Below are 21,508 nucleotides of genomic sequence, written 5' to 3'. Positions count from 1 at the left end.
GCTACTCATATATGTACACAGAGAGAGGAGATCTATTTTGTCACTATCCATTAACAGGCATTCGATCACAACGTCCTATGATCATTCAGTAAAGGCAAACGAAAACAAGTTAAATAGCCTGGACTACGACACTGCGCAAAGAAAGGCTGCTGATTCACTTGAATTAAGCAAAGAATTTGCAGAATATGCTGGAGGGGTACAGTCCTCACTCCCAACAGAAAACTACAGCAGAACGTACAATCGAAGCGAGGACGCGTTTATACTGACGACGGATCAACAGAAATCTCTGTTATCTGATCTGCAAAGTTATCTGTCTTCTTCGGATGCTTCAGAAGTAACAGATGAGATTACTGGCAGCACGGTGAACCCGTTGGCTTCAATATCTGATTTGTTATCCGGTCAGAACCTTTCAGCAGCAACGGACGAGGATATCTCCGATCTGTTTGACCAGGTAGCTGAAATCATTCAAAGCCAACGCCCTGAACCTCCGCCAGCAAATGATTCATCGCGTTCTGATCGCAATGGAACACCTCCAATGATGCAAGCTATGGGTGGGATTATGCCGCCATTTGCATGGAATATTCAAGAAGATTTTAACGAGCAGAACCAAGATAACACAATGAACAACGAGCTTACTGTTGATGAAAAGAAATCCTTGCTGAGTGAGTTGCAAAGTCTCATTACCAGCTCGGGATCAGGGGCGGCCTCTTCGGGTGAGGATGATGAGAATGATCTTCTGGCTTCACTTAAGAATGCATGGGGGAATACGGATACATCCACTGCTGGAGATGAAGAAATATCAGCTTTGTTTGATAAAATCGCTAAAATATTTAATTGAACCGCTTTTTCCTTTTCTAAAACATTAGTATACACAAACAAGGTACTGCCTCCTGAGTTTTGCTCAGTGGCTGTACCTTGTTTGGTTGGGGAGCCTAATTAGTCTACAGGGAGATAACTGTCTTGCTCTTGGAGCAAGGCATCATCCAGACCAATGAGCCAAAATCTTTCTTTGCAGACAGAACAACGTGATGATGGTACCTTTCCCTCCAAGGCTTCAATTATCTGATGGGTTGAACGGGAATGGTGTGCAGATGCTCCTGCGCGATTTGAATTAATTCTTCCTGCTTGGCAGGTTCCGTGTTCTTCCAGATCATTTCGAAAATGGCACCAAGTCCGGGTAATGCTGCTTCCGGTCCATCTACAGAACCTTCGATCATCTCCCGGAGCTGATCATCACTTTTATCATGAACCTTATGAACAATCGCTTCACGCAGGCTTAATGTAATTGGCATCGCAAGTCCCTCCTCGTATATTCGGCTGCTCTAATACTGTTCCCTGGGAAGCGTGAGCGCATTCAAGTTTATTGGGCTTTGTGGTATACTACGAAGGATATTTAAGTAAACATTCACCCTTTAATTGAAAAATGGACTACCAATAGATGCGTAATGCTGAAGTGCAGCGGGAGGTTAGACCCTAATGGCAAAAAAACAATATGCCGTCATTGGCATGGGGCGGTTCGGATCAAGTGTAGCCAATGCCCTGAGTGGCATGGGATTCGACGTATTGGCAATTGATGCGGACGAGCAGCGGACCCAGGAAATGTCCAATGTGGTGACTCATGCCGTATCGGCAGATTCAACGGATGAGGAAGCGCTGCGGGCGCTGGGTATACGGAATTTTGATGTCGTCGTTGTGGCGATTGGTGAAGATATTCAGTCGAGTATTCTCACGACCCTTATTCTGAAGGATATGGGTGTACCTGTTCTGATTGTAAAAGCACAAAATGAGCTTCATGGTAAAGTATTGCAGAAGATCGGAGCGGACAAGGTAATTTATCCTGAGAGGGATATGGGACTGCGTGTAGCCCATCATCTGACATCTCCAAATATTCTCGATTACATCGAGTTATCTGAGGATTACAGCATTTTGGAGATGAGAGCGTCCGAGCAAATGATTGGTAAAAATCTGCTGGAGCTAAATATTCGTGCACGTTTCGGTTGCAACGTGATGGCGATCCGCAGTGGGAATTCGATGAATATCTCTCCGTATGCGGAGGATCGGATTGCGGACGGGGATGTACTGATCATCGTTGGTCACAAGGACCATTTGACGAAAATGGAGCTTGCGTATCCAAAGTGATAAGTATAATGATGGGATGATGAAGCAATCTTTAGGCGGGAAATTTCAATTCGTCATGTAACATGTTGATAAAAAATCCCGCAGACGGGAAGGATGGAAAGATGGATATTGTATCACCGCAAAATACACGTGTGAAGGAATGGGCACAACTGCTGGAGAAAAAGCACCGTACCCGTCAACATAAATATATTATTGAAGGTATTCATCTCGTACAGGAAGCGCTGCGTGCCGGGGCAGATCTGGAATGCATCGTTTACGATGGGGAGCAGGGTGTACCCAAGGAACTGGCTGGACTGGAGGCTCCACTTCAGCGTGTGGAATGGATCAGTGTATCTCCTGCAGTTATCGCCAAGTGTACGGATACGATGACCCCCCAACCTGTTTTTGCCGTTGTACATAAAGGTCGTGAGCCGCTGCAAAGCTTGTTGTCTTCCTCCAAGGGGCTGGTCGTTGTATTGGACAATGTTCAGGACCCTGGTAATGTGGGAACGATCATTCGCAGTGCGGATGCAGCGGGAGCGGCAGGTGTTGTGCTCGGTGCCGGTTGTGCCGATGTCTATAATCCGAAAACGATCCGTTCAACGATGGGGTCATTGTTTCATTTGCCGATTGTAGAAGGACAGTTGGAATCGTTACTGCCTGAAGCAAAGGCTGCGGGTGTAAAGTTGGTTAGTACGTCTTTGCAGGCAGAGTATTCGTGCTACAGTTATGATTTTACACAAACGGTGTGGCTTGTGATCGGTAATGAGGGCAAGGGCATATCGGAGTCTACTGCACAACTGGTGGACGATGCAATTACGATTCCGATGCAGGGACAGGCAGAGTCACTTAACGCGGCGATGGCGGCCACGATTTTGCTGTTTGAAGCGATGAGGCAGCGGATGGTTTAGCCCATGAATAATTCCTGTCCAAATTCAAATTAACTGTCCCTAACTAAAATTAACTGTCCCCAAACCACCAAAGACTGGAACTTGGTTGCCGCTTTTCGCCACCAATCCCTCCAGTCTTTTTCTCATCCCAAAAATCATCCCAGCAGAGAATTCCCATCCAAAATCCCGAATAGGTAATCAAGCAGAAACCCACTCTAATCAAGGCTTTTGGGGATTGAAAGCAGTTGATTCAAACTTTTTCTCAGGCACTTCTCTATCCTTTCAGGGACACGAATTATTAGTCGTTTCCTTCACAATTGAACCAGTTTCTTTCCAGTTTTCAGGGCTTTTTTTAGTATTTTTGGGACAGGAATTTTTATCTCGAAAATGGCGGTGAGACTTTGTGGGGTAAGGGATTAAGGTAGGTTGGATCGGGGACAGTTATTTTTATCTTTCTACAAAGTAATAGGGTTTTTAATCAGGTTTAAAGAAGTAATGACTTGCCCTGTATATCATCGAATGTAGCAGAGATGCACACTTTGGATTTACCAGCAGAATTTACAGCAGATATTTGGTAAGCATGAGAAAGTTACAATCTACAATATTCCTTGTTATTACTGTAGTCATTGTAAAGAACTTGTCCAATATTCTAATGAGTGTATTCGTGGAATTGCAAGTTATGCAATGGATTATGGATATGCAGAATTTGATTTGAATTGGTTCTATATAGCTCAAAATCAAAAAATACTCAGTAGGGAAGTCGGTCGTTAGATTCTTTGAAGAGGTACGTGATATAAAAGCTAATACATAGAAAATAACTTAACAAGTAATTGCCTCAAGAATATTAAATGAAGGTTTCGATGAGGATAGTACACCTGAATTAACTAACTTGCCTGTAAGCGAGATTATGAGGTTGAAAAAAGATATATCCTTTAGCGAGAAGGTATTTATTACGATTTAGAAATGAAATATAAAGAACAACTAAAAAAGAAGCAATCAATGGAAGAACGTACTACTTTCCTTGTTTCAGAAATTAATGAATATGAAAAGAAATATGGAGGTAAGTTTAAGGATTTATATGGTCACATTGAAGACGAGTTAGACGTCCTAGATGAGTTTGACGAAGTATTTGAATGGAGTGAACTTGAAAACGAATTAAGCCAAATTGATTATCACAAGTAGTCTTTTTTTGCATAAAAAATCAAATTCTTGGTTAAAAACGATACTTTCGAGCCGAATGCTTATCAGGATTTTAGACTAATTATATTCGGCTTTTAATGTTTTAAACAAAGCATCTATTCCATCCAAATTCGCATTTTCACCTATAGTCCTGATATTACCGTTCATGAGATCAAGTCAACATGAGATTTATTTCGAAATATCGTCACTAATTGTTATCTATATAGTAAATTTGACCTACTAAACTGCCGACATAATAGATAGCGGTATCAATTGGAAGTATTAACAACATGAGGAGTGATAGCAAGATGAGGAAAAAATTTGGAGCTATGATCAAGGGAGAAAGGTAGAATCTCACGTTTAATAATTACACTATCATTCATTCAACATGGAGGGAATTCAGATGAGTAAAGAAAAGTCGGGTAGTACATGGGGATCTATTTTTATTATCGTGTTGATTTTCTTGGTTATTCTCGCTGTTAAAGGCTGCAATAGTGTTGTTCAGCATTTTAGCGAAGGCTCTGTTGAAGAACAAGGTCAAATTGTCCTTGAATTTGAAAAGCAAGTTAATGAAATTGATAAGGGTCTATCGAAATTGGGAAATGAAGTAGCCGAAGAATTGAAAGATTTTTCGATAGAAACCATTCCGAATTTGGAGATGATCGAGGAAGCTGAAAGACAGTATAGAGTGGCGGCAAATCGTATTAAAGATATTGATATTCCAAGAGGGCTAACTACAGAACGAAAAAGTGAGTTAAAGAGCATTCAAGAAGATTTTGAGTATTCTTATACCTTCAAATCTAATGCGATGTGGAGGCTTAGTAACTTTTACTCCAAAGGTGAACTGGAAGACCTCGAAGAAATGAATACGGATACTGCACTTGCTCAAGATAATTTCCTTGATGGAGTGGCAGGGCTGGTGACATTGAAGAAAGAGTTGAGTGTTTTAGATATTGACGCAACAACTAAAGAAAAGATTAAGTAAGTAAATTGTGAGATCTGACGCTTATAGTCTTAACAGAGGGAGTCGATTGATATGGGATTTTAAAAGAACTTGGGACATTCGCTGGTAAAGCAACGGCCAAATTAAATGGTGGATCGGTTAGGGTTGCTGGTGAAATATTCAATTTTTAAACTATTAAAGAAATTGGGGATGGAGCTGAGCGGGCACATCGAAGACAGGGGGAGCTTCTTGGAAAGGTTGCAAGCGGTACGGTTTATGTTGGAGTAGGACTATTCCAGAAGGATGATTATAAGGTTAAGGAAGGGTTCTCTGAACTTGGTGATGCTGTAGTATCACAGCAAGGCGTTGGTCAAGGCATTGGCTATGTCTACGAAACGGTAAAAATGTTGCAGTTGGCATCAAAGATGGGGATATGGATCAGGTTAAAGATGTTGAACAGGTGCACCGATTGCCGTACAAGCTCCAGCAGGCCATCACTCTTCACTATTTGAACGAGTACACACAAGAAGAGATTTCATGCATATTAGAAATTCCACTAGGAACGGTGAAATCGCGTATTCATGCGGCATTAACCAAGCTGAGGCAGAATCAGAAGTTGGACCTAGGTATTCGGGGAAAGGTGGAGGATTTACATGAATCTCGATGAACAGCTGCGAACAGCCTACCAGAAAGAGACTAAAGACTGGACAATTCCTGAGAGAACAAAACATAAAATCATGAATGCTATACGAAGTGAATCACATCTCAAAAGACATCGGAAAAAATGGCTGGTTACTGTGCTGCTGGCTGCTGTGCTCATCATTCCTACGGGAGCCTATGCGGGGTATACCTATTTGGCTAACGAAATGTATGGTTCACAGGAAAATATATCAGCGGTGGGTGGAACATCGGAGGATTATATGAGACTGGAAGAGAAGCTCCAGACAGCCAAAGCACATTTAAGTGAAGAGGAATTCATTCAATTTATGGATCTGATGAAGCAAATGGGGCAAATGGCTTTGAAGAATGCGGATCAACAGGGTGAGATGCACCCCGAGCATTGGAGTGTCACACAACAGACGGAGTTTAATCGTCTTACTGCAGAACTGGAACCTTTTTTTGAAAAGCTGGAAGCAGCAAGTGTAGACTCTCCAAAAGAACCTAAGGACCAGGAACAATTTTGGAAGGAACAGCTAGCAATGGCAGAGACGAAGTTTTCCAAGGAGCAGTTTACCGAGTTCAAATCGTTGTATGCACAGATGAAGCAGTATGAAGCCATGGTGATGGATCAGGATGGGAACATTCATGAAGAACGATTGTCTGCGGAGCAGAAAGAAGAACTGAAGCAGGTACGTGAGCAGATTTTTCCCTTCTTGGAGAAGTTGGGACTGGATGTACGCAAACCGGGTGAGTAGCTTAGGTAGTGTTAGGGGCTGAGGAGCGAAAGGTATTTTATTCCTTTTTCTCCTTTTTTATTTTGTAGAAATGATTTTGTAGATAATCTTCTTATCTGCGTTGCACATTAAGTCGATACTGATGCGGCGTGGTGCCTGTTGCATTGCGGAAGACTTTGCAAAAATAAGATGGGCTGGATATGCCTACACGGTGGCCAATTTCCGGAACAGTATGTGTGGTACTTGTGAGTAACACACAAGCATGACGAATACGTGTAGCTTGGGCATAAGCAACGATGGTGGTACCGGTAGCTTTTTTAAATATATGGGACAAATGATAAGGCGAGAGATGCAGTGTATCTGCGATATCCTCCAGACGAAACGGTTCATTGTAGTGCTCTTCAATCCACTGCATGACAGCCTCAGCATGAGGATGCAGAGCGGGAGGACTCGTTGGGAGCGTAGTAGAGCTGGGATACTGCCTGTCTTTCCAAAGGTAGCGAAGTTGTGCGAGCAGTCCAAGTAAAAAGACTCGTGTATCCTCTTCCACTTCATGTGGAAGTAATGTAGGTAGAATATCGGCAAATTGCTCAATCATCTGAACCATTTGGGATGAAGGGGAAAGACGAATCGGTTGAAGCGGAGATGTTTGCCCGAGAAGGTCCATTGTAAAACGATTTGATACGGCAAATTGCCGAGAGTGCGGGTTCAGCAGGTGCTGCTCATACATTAGTACGCTGCGGATAAAGGGATGTTCTTTCGTGACTTGAATCTGGATCTGATGCAGCTGAAAAGGGCGGAATATCATCAGCGTACCCGGTTCAAGGGAGAATGCCTGACCCTCGGTTATTAGCTGTCCATATCCATCATGGATATACGTGATTTCCATCTGTGAATGAGCGTGAAAAACCTCTCGGAACGCAGTGGTGGAGGTGCGACGGCATGCCAGATTAAATTGATCCTCAGTGATGATGGCCATTAGGAATGCTTCCCCTTCAAGAGCGCAATATAGTTTCATTTTATCACAAGATGAACGCATAAAAGCGCTTTATTATTGTGTATTGTGAAGGGAATAAGGGAGGTATGCATTCATGTTAAAAGTAGCCATTATTGGAGCAGGCGCGATCAGTGTAGCGCATATTACAGCGTATTTGGCATTTCCTAAACGATGTCAGATCGTAGCTGTGGTGGATATGTACACGGAAAAAGCACAGAAACAAATTAACGAATATGGGTTGAAAGGAGCACGAGCTTTTACCGATTATCATGAATTGCTGGATCAAAACATTGACTTGGTTTCGGTATGTACCCCTCCGTATACCCATGCAACGATCACATGTGATTTTCTGCATGCAAGTACACATGTGCTTGTCGAAAAACCAATGGCCTCTTCTTTACAAGAGGCGGATATGATGCTGGAAGCGGCGCAAAAGAGTGGTAAGCTGCTATCGGTTGTGGCGCAGAATCGTTTTACGACACCGATGATGAAACTAAAAGATCTGTTGGATAGCAAACTTATGGGTCCCATTGTCCACGTACAGGTCGATTCGTTCTGGTGGCGGGGCCATAATTATTATGATCTGTGGTGGCGTGGTACATGGGAAAAGGAAGGTGGAGGCTGTACTCTTAATCATGCGGTACATCATATTGATGCGATGCTTTGGATGATGGGTCCTCCGGTGGAATTGCAGGCCATGATGGCGAATACGGCGCATGATAATGCCGAAGTAGAGGATATTTCCATGGCGATGCTTCGATTCCAAGAAGGAGCACTTGGTATGATCACCAGTTCCGTGGTACACCACGGAGAGGAGCAGCAGTTGATTTTTCAGGGTAAAGAGGCCAGGGTATCTGCGCCTTGGAAGGTCGTTGCTTCTACGGCACGAACGAATGGATTCCCAGAACCCAATCCAGATCTGGAACAACAGATTCAGAAACTCGCTGACGAATTACCAGATGTTACTCATGTGGGGCATACCGGGCAAGTAGAGAATGTGCTAAACGCCATTGAGACAGAATCACCGCTTCTGGTGGATGGGAAGAGTGGTCGGAATACACTGGAACTCATTGTTGGTATCTATAAATCAGCTAGTACGGGAGAGAAGGTTACTTTTCCACTAGAGGCAGAGGATGCTTTCTATACAAGGGAAGGGATTATGGAAAATGCGGTGCATTTTTATGAAAAAAAGACAGCCGTGGAGAACTTCGAGGATGTGGATATTACGTTAGGGAGAAAGTTGGAGTCGTAGTTAAATAAACATGGAAAAGAGGCCAGTCCCACAGATATTGTGAGATCTGGCTTCATTTTATTGGAGTCCTACTCACAAAGCAAAATCAATACACCCGATGTTTCCATCCATTCAACTTCGCGATGGCCTCCAGATAATAATAATCTCCATAGATGAGGGAGACATCGATGAAGGAATTGCCGCTGCCTGTGGCGTGCAGCAGAATCGATTCATGCTCTGGCTGATCCCAGACTGCATAGTTCTCTGTTAAGGAACGCAGAATTTGTTCGGCTGCATCGGCATAGAGTCGTTTTTCACCTTCAGGAACGGCGGCGGCCAGTTCTAGCAGACCGGATGCGGCGATTGCTGCTGCAGAGCTATCTCGGGACTGATCCTCCAAAGTCGGAAGTCTGAAATCCCAGTAAGGTACATGATCCTCTGGGAGCGCAGCAATAAAGTAATGGGCGATTCGTTTCGCTGTGTTCAGGAAACGCTCATCCTGGGTATAACGATACGTATTAGCGAATCCGTATAACTCCCATGAGGTACCACGACTCCATGAGGATTCAGGAGCATATCCCTGTCCGCCAAAACATTCAATATAACGACCATCCTCCGGGTCAAAGGAAAGGATATGTTTGGTCGATCCGTCTTCACGAACACCATACTGCATGGTCGTCTCTGCATGGCTAATGGCAATATGTTTGTAGCGTGGATCTCCCGTCACTTCTGAAGCCCAGAACAACAAAGAGATATTCAGCATGCAATCAATGATGGCCCAGCCATATTTGTCTTCATTCCACGCACGAATGAATTTGCCTGCCGGGTTATAGCGTCCTGCAAGGAAATTGGCTGCCTCCAGACCACGTCTGAGAGCGTCTTCATCACCTGTAATTTTATGTTTGATCACAGCAGTAGAGAGAAACTGGAAGCCAACACGTGATGAAGCTCTCCTGTTGGTCTTATAAACCATTGCTCCAAAGATTCATCCCACAACCATGCCGCATCCCGGTAGCTTTCCTCTCCTGTCATATCGTACATAATCCACAGCATACCCGGCCAGAAACCTGAAACCCACCAATCGGTATTGATGTTATCATACTTTCCATCATCACCGGCAAAATGAGGACATTTATCCCCAATGTTTTTTTTCATCTCTGGCAATTTATTTTCGAGCTTCTGCATGACTTCCTGCCAATAAGTCGTAGTTACGGCGGATTCTACCTTGGCCATGAGATAACCTCCTTAGGGTTAATTAGAAATAAAGATAACGCTTTCCTATAAGGAGATTATATCTTTTTAAAAACCTTAAAAGTTGTGTTAGGATATGAAGAAATATTGCTCTGTTGTCATTGTGAAAAAGGGGGAACGAGAGTGTTTGAACCTGTGGACTTTGAGGGAAATACTTTGGTGTGGGATTATCAAATTAAATCGGTAAACGAATTCAAAGGATATTATCATTGGCATCAATGCGGGGAAATTCTCTATGTCCATGAAGGGCAAGGCATTGTGGTATTGAATAATCATACCTATCCCATTCGTAAAGGCATGCTCTTCTTTTTTCAGCCATATCAGCTGCATCACGTCTATGCCGAGGTTCATCCAGATACACCATATGAAAGGAACATTTTCTATGTAGAGCCCATTGTAATGGACCGATATTTGGGAGCGTTCCCACATCGCCGTGCTTTTTTTTCGAGGTTATGGAAAGGAAGAAATCAACAGCAGGTTTTTGATCTAAGTTCATCTATGGATCAGGTGGATTGGATATACAAAAGTTATCACCAGTCACGCAGTCGGGTTGGGGGAGAATGGGAGGAATCGGTGCTGTTTTTGCTACAACTATTGAATATTTTGGATCAACAAAATGACGGGGAACAGGCGAGTCAACCACACTTGGTCGAATCACGTCAATTAAGGCATGCGGAGAAGATGATGCATTGGATTGAAGAGCACTACATAGATGAAATCAGACTGGATCATATGGCGAATGATATTCATTTATCCAAGTCTTATGCTTCCCGTATCTTTCAGCAAGAAACAGGAAGCAGTATTACGGACTACGTCACAGCCCGAAGACTCAAGCAGGCATATCTTCTGCTGGAAACGACAACTCTTTCCGTTGAAGAGATTGGCAGACGAGCTGGATTTCCCAATGGATCTTATTTCATTCAATTATTTCGCAAGTCGGCGGGAACCACTCCGCTACAGTATCGGCAGCATTTTGAACGCAGCAGCAGACATTGAATCACATGAGTGTAACTGCTGATGTTATTAAAAGTAGCGTCAGCACATTATCGTAATGAAATTTAAAGCGTTATTTTAAAATTCTCAATATGTTGTAAGTAAAAGTGAAATAAGTTCCTTCTCTAAAATAGAATGAGACACCTATACTTTCCTTAAAAGTACGTGCTACAGCCACTTATCGGCCCATCGTTCTACGGAGCTTAATGCGCGCCCCAGCTCTGTGCCTTTGCGGGACAACATATATTCTGTCCGAACAGGGCGTTCCGTAACCACATGACGCACGACAAGTCCCTCTTCCTCCAGTTCCTTCATCCGTTCATTAAGTACCCGTTTGCTCAGGTCCGGGATATAAGCGTGAATTTCACTGAATCGTTTGGGTTCTTCCATCAAAGTATGAATAATGAGGGCTACCCATTTCCGGCCAATGATCTGATAAGACTGTTCCACCTTTTCGCATATTTGCTTGGCATTCTCATCATCGCTCATAATAGTACTCCTTTGATTTAGTTATGCTTATTATAGCATTAGTATACTTATTGTAACCTGAGTGTCCACAAGTCCTATGTGTAAAATGTCACATACCAATTGTTCTTAATGTTACCACATAAAGCGTTAACATTAAATAAAAACCCTATAAACACTGGTGTTCACAGGTTGGACACGATTGTTGACGAATTGTGACGACAGGTGTAAGATGGGTAACGTCAATTCAATTGGTTACAATTTATAACCTTGATTAAGGTTGTGGAGAGAAGGAATGTTCCATGTTTAATTCAGGTCAGATACACAAGCGGAGGTAAGGCGGGGAACTCCCCCACTAATTCCGTCTTTTGTCATGCTTGGATTTGAACATTTTGTATCATCATATACTATACTGCACAGATCACAGGAGGCACTCCAATGGACGCAATGACATTTGTCCTCTTCGGGGCAACAGGCGATTTAGCCAAACGTAAGATTTACCCTGCATTATATAATTTGTACATTGATTCGAAAATGCCGAAATCCTTCTCCGTTATCGGTCTAGGACGGCGTGAATTGTCGGATGCTGACTTCCAGGCGAATGTCGAAAAGTCATTGCATACCTTCTCCCGTCAAACACCGGAAGAAGAAGCTCAGGTTCGCGACTTTATTGGTGCTTTCCGTTATTGTTCTTTAAATAATACGAAGCTTGAAGATTACACCAAATTGCTGGAACTGGTTCAGAAACGTGAACAAGAGCTCAATATTCCCGAGAATCGCATGTTCTACATGTCGGTCGCACCGGAATTCTTTGAGCCAATTGCACTGAACATTCAAGAAAGCGGCTTGGGTAACACCAAAGGCTGGAAGAAACTCATCATCGAAAAACCATTCGGACACGATTTGCAATCTGCTCGTGATCTGAACGAAAAATTGAGCAATACTTTTGCGGAAGAAGAAATTTACCGTATTGACCATTTCCTTGGTAAACCGATGGTTCAAAATATTGAAACCCTCACTTACGCGAATCCGGTTATTCAGGCTTTGTGGTCCAATCGTTACATTGCAAATGTACAGATTACAGCAAGTGAAACGGTTGGTGTCGAAGAGCGTGCCGCGTATTATGACCAAAGCGGTGCCCTTCGTGACATGTTCCAAAACCATATGCTTCAGTTGCTGATGATGATTGGTTTGCATTTGCCAAAACGCTGCACACCAGAAGAAATTCAATTCAAAAAGCAGAAGATCGCTGAAGCTCTTCGTCCATTGACGAAAGAGAATATCGCTTCCGAAGTCGTTCGTGCCCAATATGGAGCAGGCGAACTGCAAGGTACTTCTGTTGTTGGATATCTGGACGAGCCTGACATTCCAGCTGCTTCTCAGAATGAAACATATGTTGCGGCGAGACTGTGGATCGATGATCCATTCTGGAGTGAAGTTCCATTTTATATTCGTACAGGCAAACGCCTGGCTGAGAAATCAACCAGAATTGTTGTTGAATTCAAGGCTCCACTTAAAACAGGTCATGAATCCGAAAATACAACAGAGCCTAACTTGCTGACGATTGAAATTGGTCCGAAAGAAAGCATCTCGCTTCAATTAAATGCGAAAAACCCACTCAACCAAGGCGAAGTGGAACCTATGCATATGAGCTTCAACTCAGGTGAACGCAACATTCCGGAAGCTTATGAAAACCTGATCTTTGACGCGATGCGTGGCGATTCTACATTCTTTGCTCACTGGAACGAAGTTGAACTGGCTTGGCAATGGGTACAGCCGATCTTGGAAGCATTCCAGGAGGGCAGTGTGCCACTTGATACGTACAGCGCAGGTTCGCAAGGACCGGAGTCAGCAGAGCGTCTGATTGCAGAGAACGGCTACCGTTGGTGGTAAAAGTATTGTAAGAGCAGCATCAGAGAAGAGAACACTACTATCTATTTGCTCGATAATATACAAATTTTTATGAATTACACCGTTCCAATTTTGCATAAGTCCTTCCGGTAATACCCGGAAGGCTGTGAAAATTTTTGATATAGATTAGTTAGCTCAATCTAAATCAGTTCGTAACAATTACGCGCGAGTAGTGTAGGGGACGAGATCGATTCTGAAGAAGCGAAGCTAAAAGCTTTCTGAAAGAAAGCTACTTCGGAAGCATATGCCTCGCCTTTGTCTCCATATTTTAACCATAAACATTATTAATCAAGGAAATTTGGAGACAACAGCGATCGAAAGAACGATTCGTAACCGGAACGGTTACTGCGCCACATGGTTAAGCACTATTTTGGAATTGGCCAGATAAAAATTAGAAATGTTCATAACAGGAGGAACTTAGCAATGAAACTTGGACTTATTGGATTAGGTAAAATGGGATTAAACCTGGGTAGAAACCTGATTGACCACAAACATGAAGTGGTTGCTTTTGACTTGAACGCTGAAGCTGTTAATGAAATGAAAGAATACGGCGCAGCGGGCGTATCTTCTTATGCAGAAGTGGTGGCTTCCCTTGAATCCCCACGTGTATTGTGGATCATGGTTCCTCACAACGTGGTTGACGCTGTATTGGCTGAAGTAAGCCCACTGTTGTCCAAAGGCGACATCATCATTGAAGCAGGTAACTCGCACTACAAAGAGTCCATCCGTCGTTACGAAGAAATGAAACCTAAAGGCATTCACTACATGGATGCTGGTACATCCGGCGGTATGGAAGGCGCACGTAATGGCGCATGTTACATGATCGGTGGCGATCCTGAAGCTTGGGCAGTAGTTGAGCCTGCGTTCAAGGATACTTCCGTTGAAAATGGTTACCTGTATGCAGGTAAAGCAGGTAGCGGTCACTTCCTGAAAATGGTTCACAACGGTATCGAGTACGGTATGATGGCTTCCATCGGTGAAGGCTTCGACGTATTGGAGAAAAGCGGCTTCGATTTCGACTTCGAACAAGTTGCTCGCGTATGGAACAACGGTTCCGTTATTCGTTCTTGGTTGATGGAATTGACAGAGCGTGCATTCTCCAAAGATGCTAACCTGGACGAAATCAAAGGGGTTATGCATTCTTCCGGTGAAGGACGTTGGACAGTTGAAACAGCATTTGATCTGCAAACTGCTACGCCAGTTATCGCGTTGTCCCTGTTGATGCGTTACCGCTCCCTGGAAACAGACACGTTCACAGGTAAAGTTGTTGCAGCATTGCGTAATGAATTTGGCGGTCACGCTGTAGAAAAAAATTAATTCATATATAACTGTTAACATATACGGATAATCGGGTAATGATGAGTATAGTTGTTTATAAAATTCATCAAGTGGAGGGAACATATCATGAAATTTTTCTTAGATACAGGTAATGTTGAAGAAATCAAACGGATCGAACGTCTGGGTCTGGTGGATGGAGTCACGACCAACCCGTCTTTGATTGCCAAAGAAGGTCGCGTATTTAAAGAAGTGATTCAGGAGATCTGTGGCGTTGTTAAAGGCCCGGTCAGTGCTGAAGTGATCGGACTTAAAGCCGAGGATATGTTGAAGGAAGCTTATGAAATTGCAGAATGGGCACCGAATGTAGTGATTAAACTACCGATGACCGAAGATGGACTCTATGCTTGTCATGAACTGACCCAAAAAGGAATTAAAACCAATGTAACGCTGATCTTCTCTGCAGCACAGGGTCTGATGGCGGCAAAAGCTGGCGCAACATACATCAGTCCATTTGTTGGCCGTCTGGATGATATTGCGGTGGATGGCATGAAGCTGATTCGCGATCTGCGTCTCATTTTGGATACGTATGATTTGCCTTCCGAAATTATTGCAGCAAGCATCCGTAATATCAAACATGTCGAGGATGCAGCTCTTTCTGGTGCGCATATCGCGACCATTCCGGGTTCGCTCCTGCCAACATTGTGGAAACACCCGCTGACAGACAGCGGCATTGAGCGCTTCCTGAAAGATTGGGAGTCCGTTCCGAAATAATAAAATGTGGACAGGGATCTGATTCCTCAGATCCATTAAAAAGCCTTCCGTCTTGCAGACAAAATCTGCTGGCGGAAGGCTTTTTTAGTTGTAAGTGATGATATCCCCGTACGAGCAGGTGCTGTCCTTCTTTTTCGGGACAACAATGCATAAGGATAGTATATAGCCTATAGCTCATCCCGCAGGGGAGGGACGCCCGATGATGAGAAGACGATGGCGAAGCCGAAGACGCCGCAAGCCGCCAAGTGGCAGGCGCAAAATGTGGTTGATTATTTTATTGGTAACAGCGTTTTGTTTGATGCAGGGTTTTGCCTATGTGGATAAGAAAATGAAACCACCCATCATGCATCTGGCCAAAATCAGAGTAAAGCAGATTGCAACGGAAGCGATCAACAAGGCGATTACAGCGCAGGTTTCCGAAGGCAAATCCACCGAAGGATTGATTGACTGGAAAACCGATACGGCTGGGAAAGTGTCCGGATTCATGCTGAATTACGATGAGCATATGCGGATCACTGCGAGTACGATGAACATCGTGCAATCCACTTTGCAGAATGTGCATATGTTAAAAGAAAAAATTCCGCTGGGGCAGGCGTTGGGCAGCCCGGTACTGGCATCCTTTGGTCCAAGTATACCGGTTCGTATTGAGCCTCAGGGAGCCGTCAAGGTGGATCTGAACACCCGTCAGCAGAACGCCGGTATAAACATGATTCTGGTGGAAGTGTACATTCACATCATTGCCGAAGTCGCGGTAGTGGTGCCCTTTGACATGGAACCTGAGACCGTTGATACGGAAATTCCGATATCTTACCTGTTGGTGGTCGGGGATGTGCCGATGTACTACTACGATAATCAGGGCAAACCGGTAGGCAGCAACGGCAGCAATGCACCCGCGATTGCACTGCCATCGGGTCAGACGGGTGTTTCAAGTGGTCATGGAGGAACGCCTAATTCACCCTCTCCCAATCAGCAGCAGGCTCCAGCAAACGGTCTGAACGGAAATGGACTGGAGGTTGAGTCGGATTTGTCTGATCCCAATGAGGGATTGCAGCTTGACGTGGATGTAAACCACTAATGAGTCAAAGGTAAATATCGAATACAAAACGGGGCCCCTAAGATAGAGGTCCCGCTTTGTATTAAAATTCATTTGAATACTAAGTAGATACTTTTTATCCTTTATTCCAACCTCATTTTGCCTCATTTGCTTTTGGCTTTCTTCTGTTTGCGTTCTTCCTGCTCCCAATGCTTCAGATTCGGGTAAGGGTCGAACGACCATTCATTCAACCCGCTATCACGATAGATCCCATAGTGAAGATGAGGAGGAAACTTGCCTTGTGTACCCAGTTTTCCATACCCTGAACTACCCACCCAGCCCAAAACCTGACCAGGGATAACCACTTCGCCGATATGAGCGTTTTTGTCGAAGCCGGATAGATGAGCATAATAGTGGTAATGATTGTTCAGATCACGAATACCGATACGCCAGCCGCCAAACGGATTCCAGCCTTTGATTTCCACGACACCGTAACAGGTACTGCGCACAGGCAGGCCATGCGGTGCAAAAATATCTGTGCCTTCATGAATACGGTACCCACCCCAACTGCGTTTGGTTCCCCAGGTGCTGCGATATGAATAGTTGGTTCCGAGAGGGACGGGAAAGGCGTGACCAAAGAGATCAAGGCTGTCAAAATGCTCATATAATTTCGCGAATTGCTGAATGCGCTGCACAGCCCGGGAGTTATGATAATATTCCCACAGAGCGATGTTGAAGTCCTCCGGCTTGTTCCCATAATTCTGAACAATGGAAGCCATGCTGTAAAGTACGTCCAGGTCATTATTAGCATCTGCTACGCCATCACCAGAACCGTCACGACCATATCCATTGAAAAAAACAATGGAACCCGGTTGTTGATCCGTTTCATTCGGATTTAGCCAGCCTCTCCAGGCTGGGGAGGTCATGAATATGCCGGTCAGCCGTTCCGGATGTTTACGATCTTTCGGATGAGCACGCGAGATGGTTCGTTCATATTGATCAATCGCTGCGAGCCTGTACCAGGGAATTTGGGTCATCTGACCAATGCTTTCATATAGATGTCGGCGCGATGCGAAAATGTCCGCTGGTTTTTGCTCTACAGCCTGAGGTTTGGAATCAGCGGCGGTGGGTTCACCGTAAACATCAACAGGCAAGAATGGGAGAAGCAGTGTGCCTGCAAGTAATGTTTTGATCCAAAAGGAATAAGTTAACCGCGATGTAAAGCGATCTTGCACAGGGAAGCAGCCCCCTTTCCAATGAGATGATGCACATGGTGCCCGATGAACCAAGCTATAACCTAGCGTTCTTCAAAAGTCTTCATTTTATCCATGTAAGCATTTTGCATAAATCCAAAAAGCGACTTTCAATCAGCGAGAGGTAGATCGAAATGGGTTTATTCGTCTACCTCTCGTACTCGGGAGCGAAGGAATCGAATTATGCAAAATGCGGATGTAAGACATGAATGCACAAGATGTGACAAATGGGGGTTTTTCCAGCGCTTTCATGGTATAATATGTTCCGAGCAACAGCCTAACTTCAGTAGAAAGAAGGTTTATGCATTGGCTAAACGTGTTAAAGAACCGAAACCGGACTGGATTCGGATCAAATTGACAACCGGCGATAACTATCAGGAAATGAAAACGATGATGCGTTCCAAAACGCTGCATACAGTATGTGAGGAAGCACGGTGCCCGAATATTTACGAATGTTGGGCTAATCGGACGGCTACTTTTATGATTTTGGGCGACATTTGCACACGGGCATGCCGTTTTTGCGCGGTAAATACCGGCTTGCCAACGGAACTTGATTTGCAGGAACCAGAACGCGTGGCAGAAGCGGCAGAACAGATGAATCTGCAGCACTGCGTAATTACGAGCGTGGCGCGTGACGACCTGAAGGATGGAGGAGCGACGATCTTTGCGGAGACGGTGAAGGCCGTTCGTCGTCGTTTGCCTTTATGTAGCGTAGAAGTGCTGATTCCGGACTTTTTGGGTGACCGGGATTCCTTGCAGATTGTGATGGATGTCAAACCGGACATCTTGAATCATAACATTGAGACAGTAGAGCGGCTATCGGACAGAGTCCGTGCCAAGGCGAAATACAAGCGTTCACTCGAACTGCTTGCTCGTGCCAAGGAAATGCAGCCAAATATCCCGACGAAATCGAGCATCATGCTTGGTGTAGGGGAAGAATATCATGAAATTCTGCAAACGATGGATGATTTGCGAGCTGTGGATTGTGATATTATGACGATTGGTCAATACCTGCAGCCATCAGAGAAACATCTGTTTGTGGAGAAGTACTATCCGCCAGAAGAGTTCGCAGCATTGAAGCAGGAGGGACTAAAGCGTGGATTCAGCCACGTTGAATCTGCACCGATGGTACGTAGTTCCTACCGTGCGCACGAACAGGTAAAATCTGCTACAAAACATGCTGAACAGGCGGCAACACACGCATGATGGAGGATACCGGATTGGAAGAAGATAATAGCACAGAACAGGTTCAGGAATTAGCCCAAGAATCGGCTCAGGACAAACCCCAAGAACCGGTTATTGTTCAAATCAGCGGAAAGAATTATGAAATCGTACAAAACCACAAAGAAGGCTGGAATCCTGAAGTCTTCCGTGACCGTTACAGCGAAGTGCTGGAGCGGTACGATTACATTATTGGGGACTGGGGTTACAGCCAGCTGCGGTTGAAAGGTTTTTACCGGGACAACCATCCCAAAGCAACGAAGGATTCCACGATCTCTAGCATGGTGGACTATATCAATGAATATTGCAACTTTGGATGTGCATACTTTGTGCTTCAGAAGAGCAAAGATCAGCCTCAAGCCAAAGCAAAAAGCGGTTCCTGAGAAGGACCGCTTTTTTTGTTGCGTATATTTTAGTCCAAAAAAGCTGTGCGAACTCTGTTCCAAAACGGATAGGGCCGGAAACGGGCAAAACTGACCTTGTGACGGGCCACCTGGCAGCGTACGGATATGAGATCTTCCACCATAACGTTTACGTGGTCAATGGTAAGCAGTAACCGCTGATCCTTGCGTGAGAAAATATCACAGTGATGATGCTTGGGCAAAATAACCGGTGAACCCAGCGTCCGATAGACGCGGTTATTAATCGAAGCAATCTCGGCGATCTGAATAGCCTCGATTGTGGGATGCACCATAGCGCCGCCAAGCGCCTTGTTGTATGCCGTACTGCCTGAAGGTGTTGATACACAGATACCGTCTCCCCGGAACATCTCAAACGTCACGTCATTAATGTCGACCTGAGCAACGACTGTACCGTCTACACCTTTTAACGTAAATTCGTTCAGTGCGATATAAGAGGTATTGCCCGACTTTTTACGAATCTCAAGCTCCAGCAGTGGATACTCCACAATTCGTGGTTTGAGTCGTTCCGGGTCGCCTTTGCCGCTCATCAATCGAACCAATTCACGTAATTCTTCCTTCTTCCAATCGGCATAAAAGCCGAGATGGCCTGTATGAACCCCAACAAAAGCAATGTCCGGGATGCGGTCGATGAAATTGTGAAATGCTTGCAGCATCGTACCATCGCCTCCGATGGAGATGACAATCTCCGGCGATTCTGCATCCAGCTTAAACCCTTCCTCTTTTGCCAGCGCATGAAACTGCTGACTGAGATCAATCGATAACTGGTCTCCGCGGTCTTGAACATAGTATCTCAAGATGAAAGCTCCTTTGTGGTCATTATACTACCGATGATAATCAATTCCAGGGAAGAACACAACGTTGGATTGATATTCAGTTGTATATAAACGCACAGGAGGGCTTATTTTTTTATACGTCGAGGTAAGAAAAAGGGACTTAGTAGAGAAAGTATCAGCAGGAAAAGTAATACGCCTCCAAGTACACCTACTCCCGAAAAAAAGATCTGTCCCCAGTCTGGTGTATACGAAAATAATTCTGATTTGGCACCGGTTTGGAACAAAACAGGCCATTCCGAATCACCCATCATCGGCATCCATAACAAAAGTACAAGTATGGGTGCAATGAGAGCATGGATTGCTCTGGCAAACAGAAAGGGGCCATATCTCATGGGTGTGTTGCTCAGGACACTCATGATCTGGGCATGAACGGATAATCCTCCCCAGGAGAGGACAAATGCAACAGCAGCAGCTTTGTACACGAGCGGAATGGATATGCCCGCCCCTCCTGCTTCTTTAGCTCCCAAAGTGACTTCAAATAATCCGCCTACGAGGCTGTGGGATAAGGCAGGGGGGAATCCTGTATATAAAAGCAGTTGTTCCGTAATGGCGTATAACCCGCCTAGCCATCCAGTTTGAACGAGTAATTCCATCATAACGGAGAAGAATACAACTAACCCTCCTACGATAATAATAAGGCGAAGGGATGAGGAGACTGCCTGGCGCAGCAATTCACCAAATGCCCGTCCATCAGCCTTTCTTGCCTCGTGCATGGCATAAATGGCTCGGATCAGTCTGTTTTTGTGTACCTCCTCAGAGTCGGAGGGAGAGTTGTTGTTCGGCTGTTTATCCTTTGCGGAGATGCCGCCATGGAACCGCATGAGCAGGCCCACAAGAAATGCAGCACCATAATGTGATGTGACCAGTATGGGAGCAATAGCTACATTATGAAAAAAACCGACCGATACGGCTCCAATCATGAAGATGGGATCGGATGATGTGGTGAAAGCAACGAGGCGTTCACCTTCTTCCCGAGTAAGCAATTTTTGTTCCCACAATTGTGCAGTCAATTTGGCTCCAGTGGGATAACCGGAGGCGCAACTGACGGCAAACACAAAGCCGCCGCTTCCGGGAACGCGAAATAGCGGACGCATCAATGGATTTAAGAGTGTACCCAAAAAATGAACAATGCCGAAGCCAAGAAGCAGCTCGGAGAGCACCAGAAAGGGAAAAAGGGAGGGAAACAGCACGTCCCACCAAATGGATAGTCCACGTACACCTGCATGCCAGGTTTCCGCAGGAAACAGCACCATCAACACACACAGGATCAGGAGAGCTAGTGGGATCAGGACATGGGTGATTCGTTGTGAAGCGGCCATGAATTC

General features: G+C 44.7%; 22 protein-coding genes and 1 pseudogene. 15 read left to right on the top strand and 8 right to left on the bottom strand.

Features of this window, described 5'->3' with window-relative positions; all coding sequences use genetic code 11:
- The first annotated feature begins 37 nt into the window (after positions 1–37).
- On the top strand, positions 38–838 hold the full coding sequence (locus AC4PM4_RS26645; protein ID WP_491614926.1) for a hypothetical protein: 801 nt from the start codon (positions 38–40) through the stop codon (positions 836–838).
- A 220-nt stretch (positions 839–1,058) separates the two neighbouring features.
- On the opposite strand, the gene sspI is transcribed toward AC4PM4_RS26645, so the two are convergent.
- Positions 1,059–1,292, bottom strand: a complete 234-nt coding sequence (gene sspI / locus AC4PM4_RS26640) for a small acid-soluble spore protein SspI (RefSeq protein WP_062324046.1) — start codon at positions 1,290–1,292, stop codon at positions 1,059–1,061.
- A 184-nt stretch (positions 1,293–1,476) separates the two neighbouring features.
- Between sspI and AC4PM4_RS26635 the strand changes: the two genes are divergently transcribed.
- From AC4PM4_RS26635 to AC4PM4_RS26610, 6 genes and pseudogenes are all read left to right on the top strand, one after another.
- Complete coding sequence (locus AC4PM4_RS26635; RefSeq protein ID WP_064635682.1) at positions 1,477–2,139, top strand: potassium channel family protein; 663 nt, start codon at positions 1,477–1,479, stop codon at positions 2,137–2,139.
- A gap of 101 nt (positions 2,140–2,240) precedes the next feature.
- Positions 2,241–3,029, top strand: a complete 789-nt coding sequence (locus AC4PM4_RS26630; RefSeq protein ID WP_090810572.1) for a TrmH family RNA methyltransferase — start codon at positions 2,241–2,243, stop codon at positions 3,027–3,029.
- A gap of 942 nt (positions 3,030–3,971) precedes the next feature.
- Complete coding sequence (locus AC4PM4_RS26625; protein ID WP_269054126.1) at positions 3,972–4,190, top strand: hypothetical protein; 219 nt, start codon at positions 3,972–3,974, stop codon at positions 4,188–4,190.
- Positions 4,191–4,590: 400 nt separating this feature from the next.
- Positions 4,591–5,172 carry a hypothetical protein gene (locus AC4PM4_RS26620; protein WP_491614925.1) on the top strand — a complete coding sequence of 194 codons (582 nt, stop codon included), beginning with the start codon at positions 4,591–4,593 and terminating at the stop codon, positions 5,170–5,172.
- Positions 5,173–5,575: 403 nt separating this feature from the next.
- Positions 5,576–5,797, top strand: a pseudogene (locus tag AC4PM4_RS26615) (sigma factor-like helix-turn-helix DNA-binding protein); the annotation flags it as partial.
- Entirely contained in the window at positions 5,784–6,545 is a 762-nt protein-coding gene (locus tag AC4PM4_RS26610) for a DUF3600 domain-containing protein (RefSeq protein ID WP_491614924.1), read from the top strand. The pseudogene AC4PM4_RS26615 and the gene AC4PM4_RS26610, both read left to right, overlap by 14 nt.
- 91 nt (positions 6,546–6,636) lie before the next feature.
- Here the strand turns inward: AC4PM4_RS26610 and AC4PM4_RS26605 are convergent, their stop codons facing one another.
- Positions 6,637–7,503 carry an AraC family transcriptional regulator gene (locus AC4PM4_RS26605; RefSeq protein WP_491614923.1) on the bottom strand — a complete coding sequence of 289 codons (867 nt, stop codon included), beginning with the start codon at positions 7,501–7,503 and terminating at the stop codon, positions 6,637–6,639.
- Between the two features lie 112 nt (positions 7,504–7,615).
- Here AC4PM4_RS26605 and AC4PM4_RS26600 point away from each other — a divergent pair, with 112 nt between their 5' ends.
- A complete protein-coding gene (locus AC4PM4_RS26600) occupies positions 7,616–8,773 on the top strand; it encodes a Gfo/Idh/MocA family protein (protein ID WP_491614921.1) in 1,158 nt (385 codons plus the stop codon).
- An 85-nt stretch (positions 8,774–8,858) separates the two neighbouring features.
- On the opposite strand, the gene AC4PM4_RS26595 is transcribed toward AC4PM4_RS26600, so the two are convergent.
- Both AC4PM4_RS26595 and AC4PM4_RS26590 read right to left on the bottom strand, forming a co-directional pair.
- Positions 8,859–9,662, bottom strand: a complete 804-nt coding sequence (locus AC4PM4_RS26595) for a glycoside hydrolase family 88 protein (protein WP_491614919.1) — start codon at positions 9,660–9,662, stop codon at positions 8,859–8,861.
- Positions 9,659–9,985, bottom strand: coding sequence for a hypothetical protein (locus AC4PM4_RS26590; RefSeq protein WP_491614917.1), 327 nt, complete (start codon positions 9,983–9,985; stop codon positions 9,659–9,661). The genes AC4PM4_RS26595 and AC4PM4_RS26590 overlap by 4 nt, the downstream gene beginning before the upstream one ends.
- 141 nt (positions 9,986–10,126) lie before the next feature.
- Between AC4PM4_RS26590 and AC4PM4_RS26585 the strand changes: the two genes are divergently transcribed.
- Entirely contained in the window at positions 10,127–10,999 is an 873-nt protein-coding gene (locus tag AC4PM4_RS26585) for a helix-turn-helix domain-containing protein (RefSeq protein WP_491614915.1), read from the top strand.
- Positions 11,000–11,164: 165 nt separating this feature from the next.
- Here the strand turns inward: AC4PM4_RS26585 and AC4PM4_RS26580 are convergent, their stop codons facing one another.
- Positions 11,165–11,485, bottom strand: a complete 321-nt coding sequence (locus tag AC4PM4_RS26580; RefSeq protein WP_063566151.1) for a winged helix-turn-helix transcriptional regulator — start codon at positions 11,483–11,485, stop codon at positions 11,165–11,167.
- 414 nt (positions 11,486–11,899) lie between these two features.
- On the opposite strand from AC4PM4_RS26580, the gene zwf reads away from it, so the two are divergent.
- From zwf to yunB, 4 genes are all read left to right on the top strand, one after another.
- Entirely contained in the window at positions 11,900–13,354 is a 1,455-nt protein-coding gene (gene zwf / locus AC4PM4_RS26575) for a glucose-6-phosphate dehydrogenase (protein ID WP_090954704.1), read from the top strand.
- Between the two features lie 441 nt (positions 13,355–13,795).
- On the top strand, positions 13,796–14,689 hold the full coding sequence (gene gnd, locus AC4PM4_RS26570) for a phosphogluconate dehydrogenase (NAD(+)-dependent, decarboxylating) (RefSeq protein ID WP_491614914.1): 894 nt from the start codon (positions 13,796–13,798) through the stop codon (positions 14,687–14,689).
- Positions 14,690–14,776: 87 nt separating this feature from the next.
- On the top strand, positions 14,777–15,421 hold the full coding sequence (fsa, locus tag AC4PM4_RS26565) for a fructose-6-phosphate aldolase (protein ID WP_024632668.1): 645 nt from the start codon (positions 14,777–14,779) through the stop codon (positions 15,419–15,421).
- Positions 15,422–15,620: 199 nt separating this feature from the next.
- Positions 15,621–16,496 carry a sporulation protein YunB gene (yunB, locus tag AC4PM4_RS26560; protein WP_400348699.1) on the top strand — a complete coding sequence of 292 codons (876 nt, stop codon included), beginning with the start codon at positions 15,621–15,623 and terminating at the stop codon, positions 16,494–16,496.
- A 122-nt stretch (positions 16,497–16,618) separates the two neighbouring features.
- Here yunB and AC4PM4_RS26555 read toward each other — a convergent pair whose 3' ends face one another.
- Positions 16,619–17,689, bottom strand: coding sequence for a M23 family metallopeptidase (locus AC4PM4_RS26555; protein WP_491614913.1), 1,071 nt, complete (start codon positions 17,687–17,689; stop codon positions 16,619–16,621).
- Positions 17,690–18,013: 324 nt separating this feature from the next.
- Between AC4PM4_RS26555 and lipA the strand changes: the two genes are divergently transcribed.
- Both lipA and AC4PM4_RS26545 read left to right on the top strand, forming a co-directional pair.
- A complete protein-coding gene (gene lipA / locus AC4PM4_RS26550; protein WP_063566146.1) occupies positions 18,014–18,913 on the top strand; it encodes a lipoyl synthase in 900 nt (299 codons plus the stop codon).
- On the top strand, positions 18,910–19,311 hold the full coding sequence (locus tag AC4PM4_RS26545) for a YutD family protein (protein WP_491614912.1): 402 nt from the start codon (positions 18,910–18,912) through the stop codon (positions 19,309–19,311). Before lipA ends, AC4PM4_RS26545 begins: the two co-directional genes overlap by 4 nt.
- Positions 19,312–19,340: 29 nt before the next feature.
- Here AC4PM4_RS26545 and AC4PM4_RS26540 read toward each other — a convergent pair whose 3' ends face one another.
- Positions 19,341–20,144, bottom strand: coding sequence for an NAD kinase (locus AC4PM4_RS26540; protein ID WP_024634403.1), 804 nt, complete (start codon positions 20,142–20,144; stop codon positions 19,341–19,343).
- Between the two features lie 104 nt (positions 20,145–20,248).
- Complete coding sequence (ylbJ, locus tag AC4PM4_RS26535) at positions 20,249–21,502, bottom strand: sporulation integral membrane protein YlbJ (RefSeq protein WP_491614911.1); 1,254 nt, start codon at positions 21,500–21,502, stop codon at positions 20,249–20,251.
- Positions 21,503–21,508 lie beyond the last annotated feature (6 nt).

This window comes from Paenibacillus sp. MDV22-iso6, from assembly GCF_058408365.1.
The sequence above is the reverse complement of the archived record's forward strand: the minus strand, read 5'-3'. Positions and strand labels throughout refer to the sequence as shown.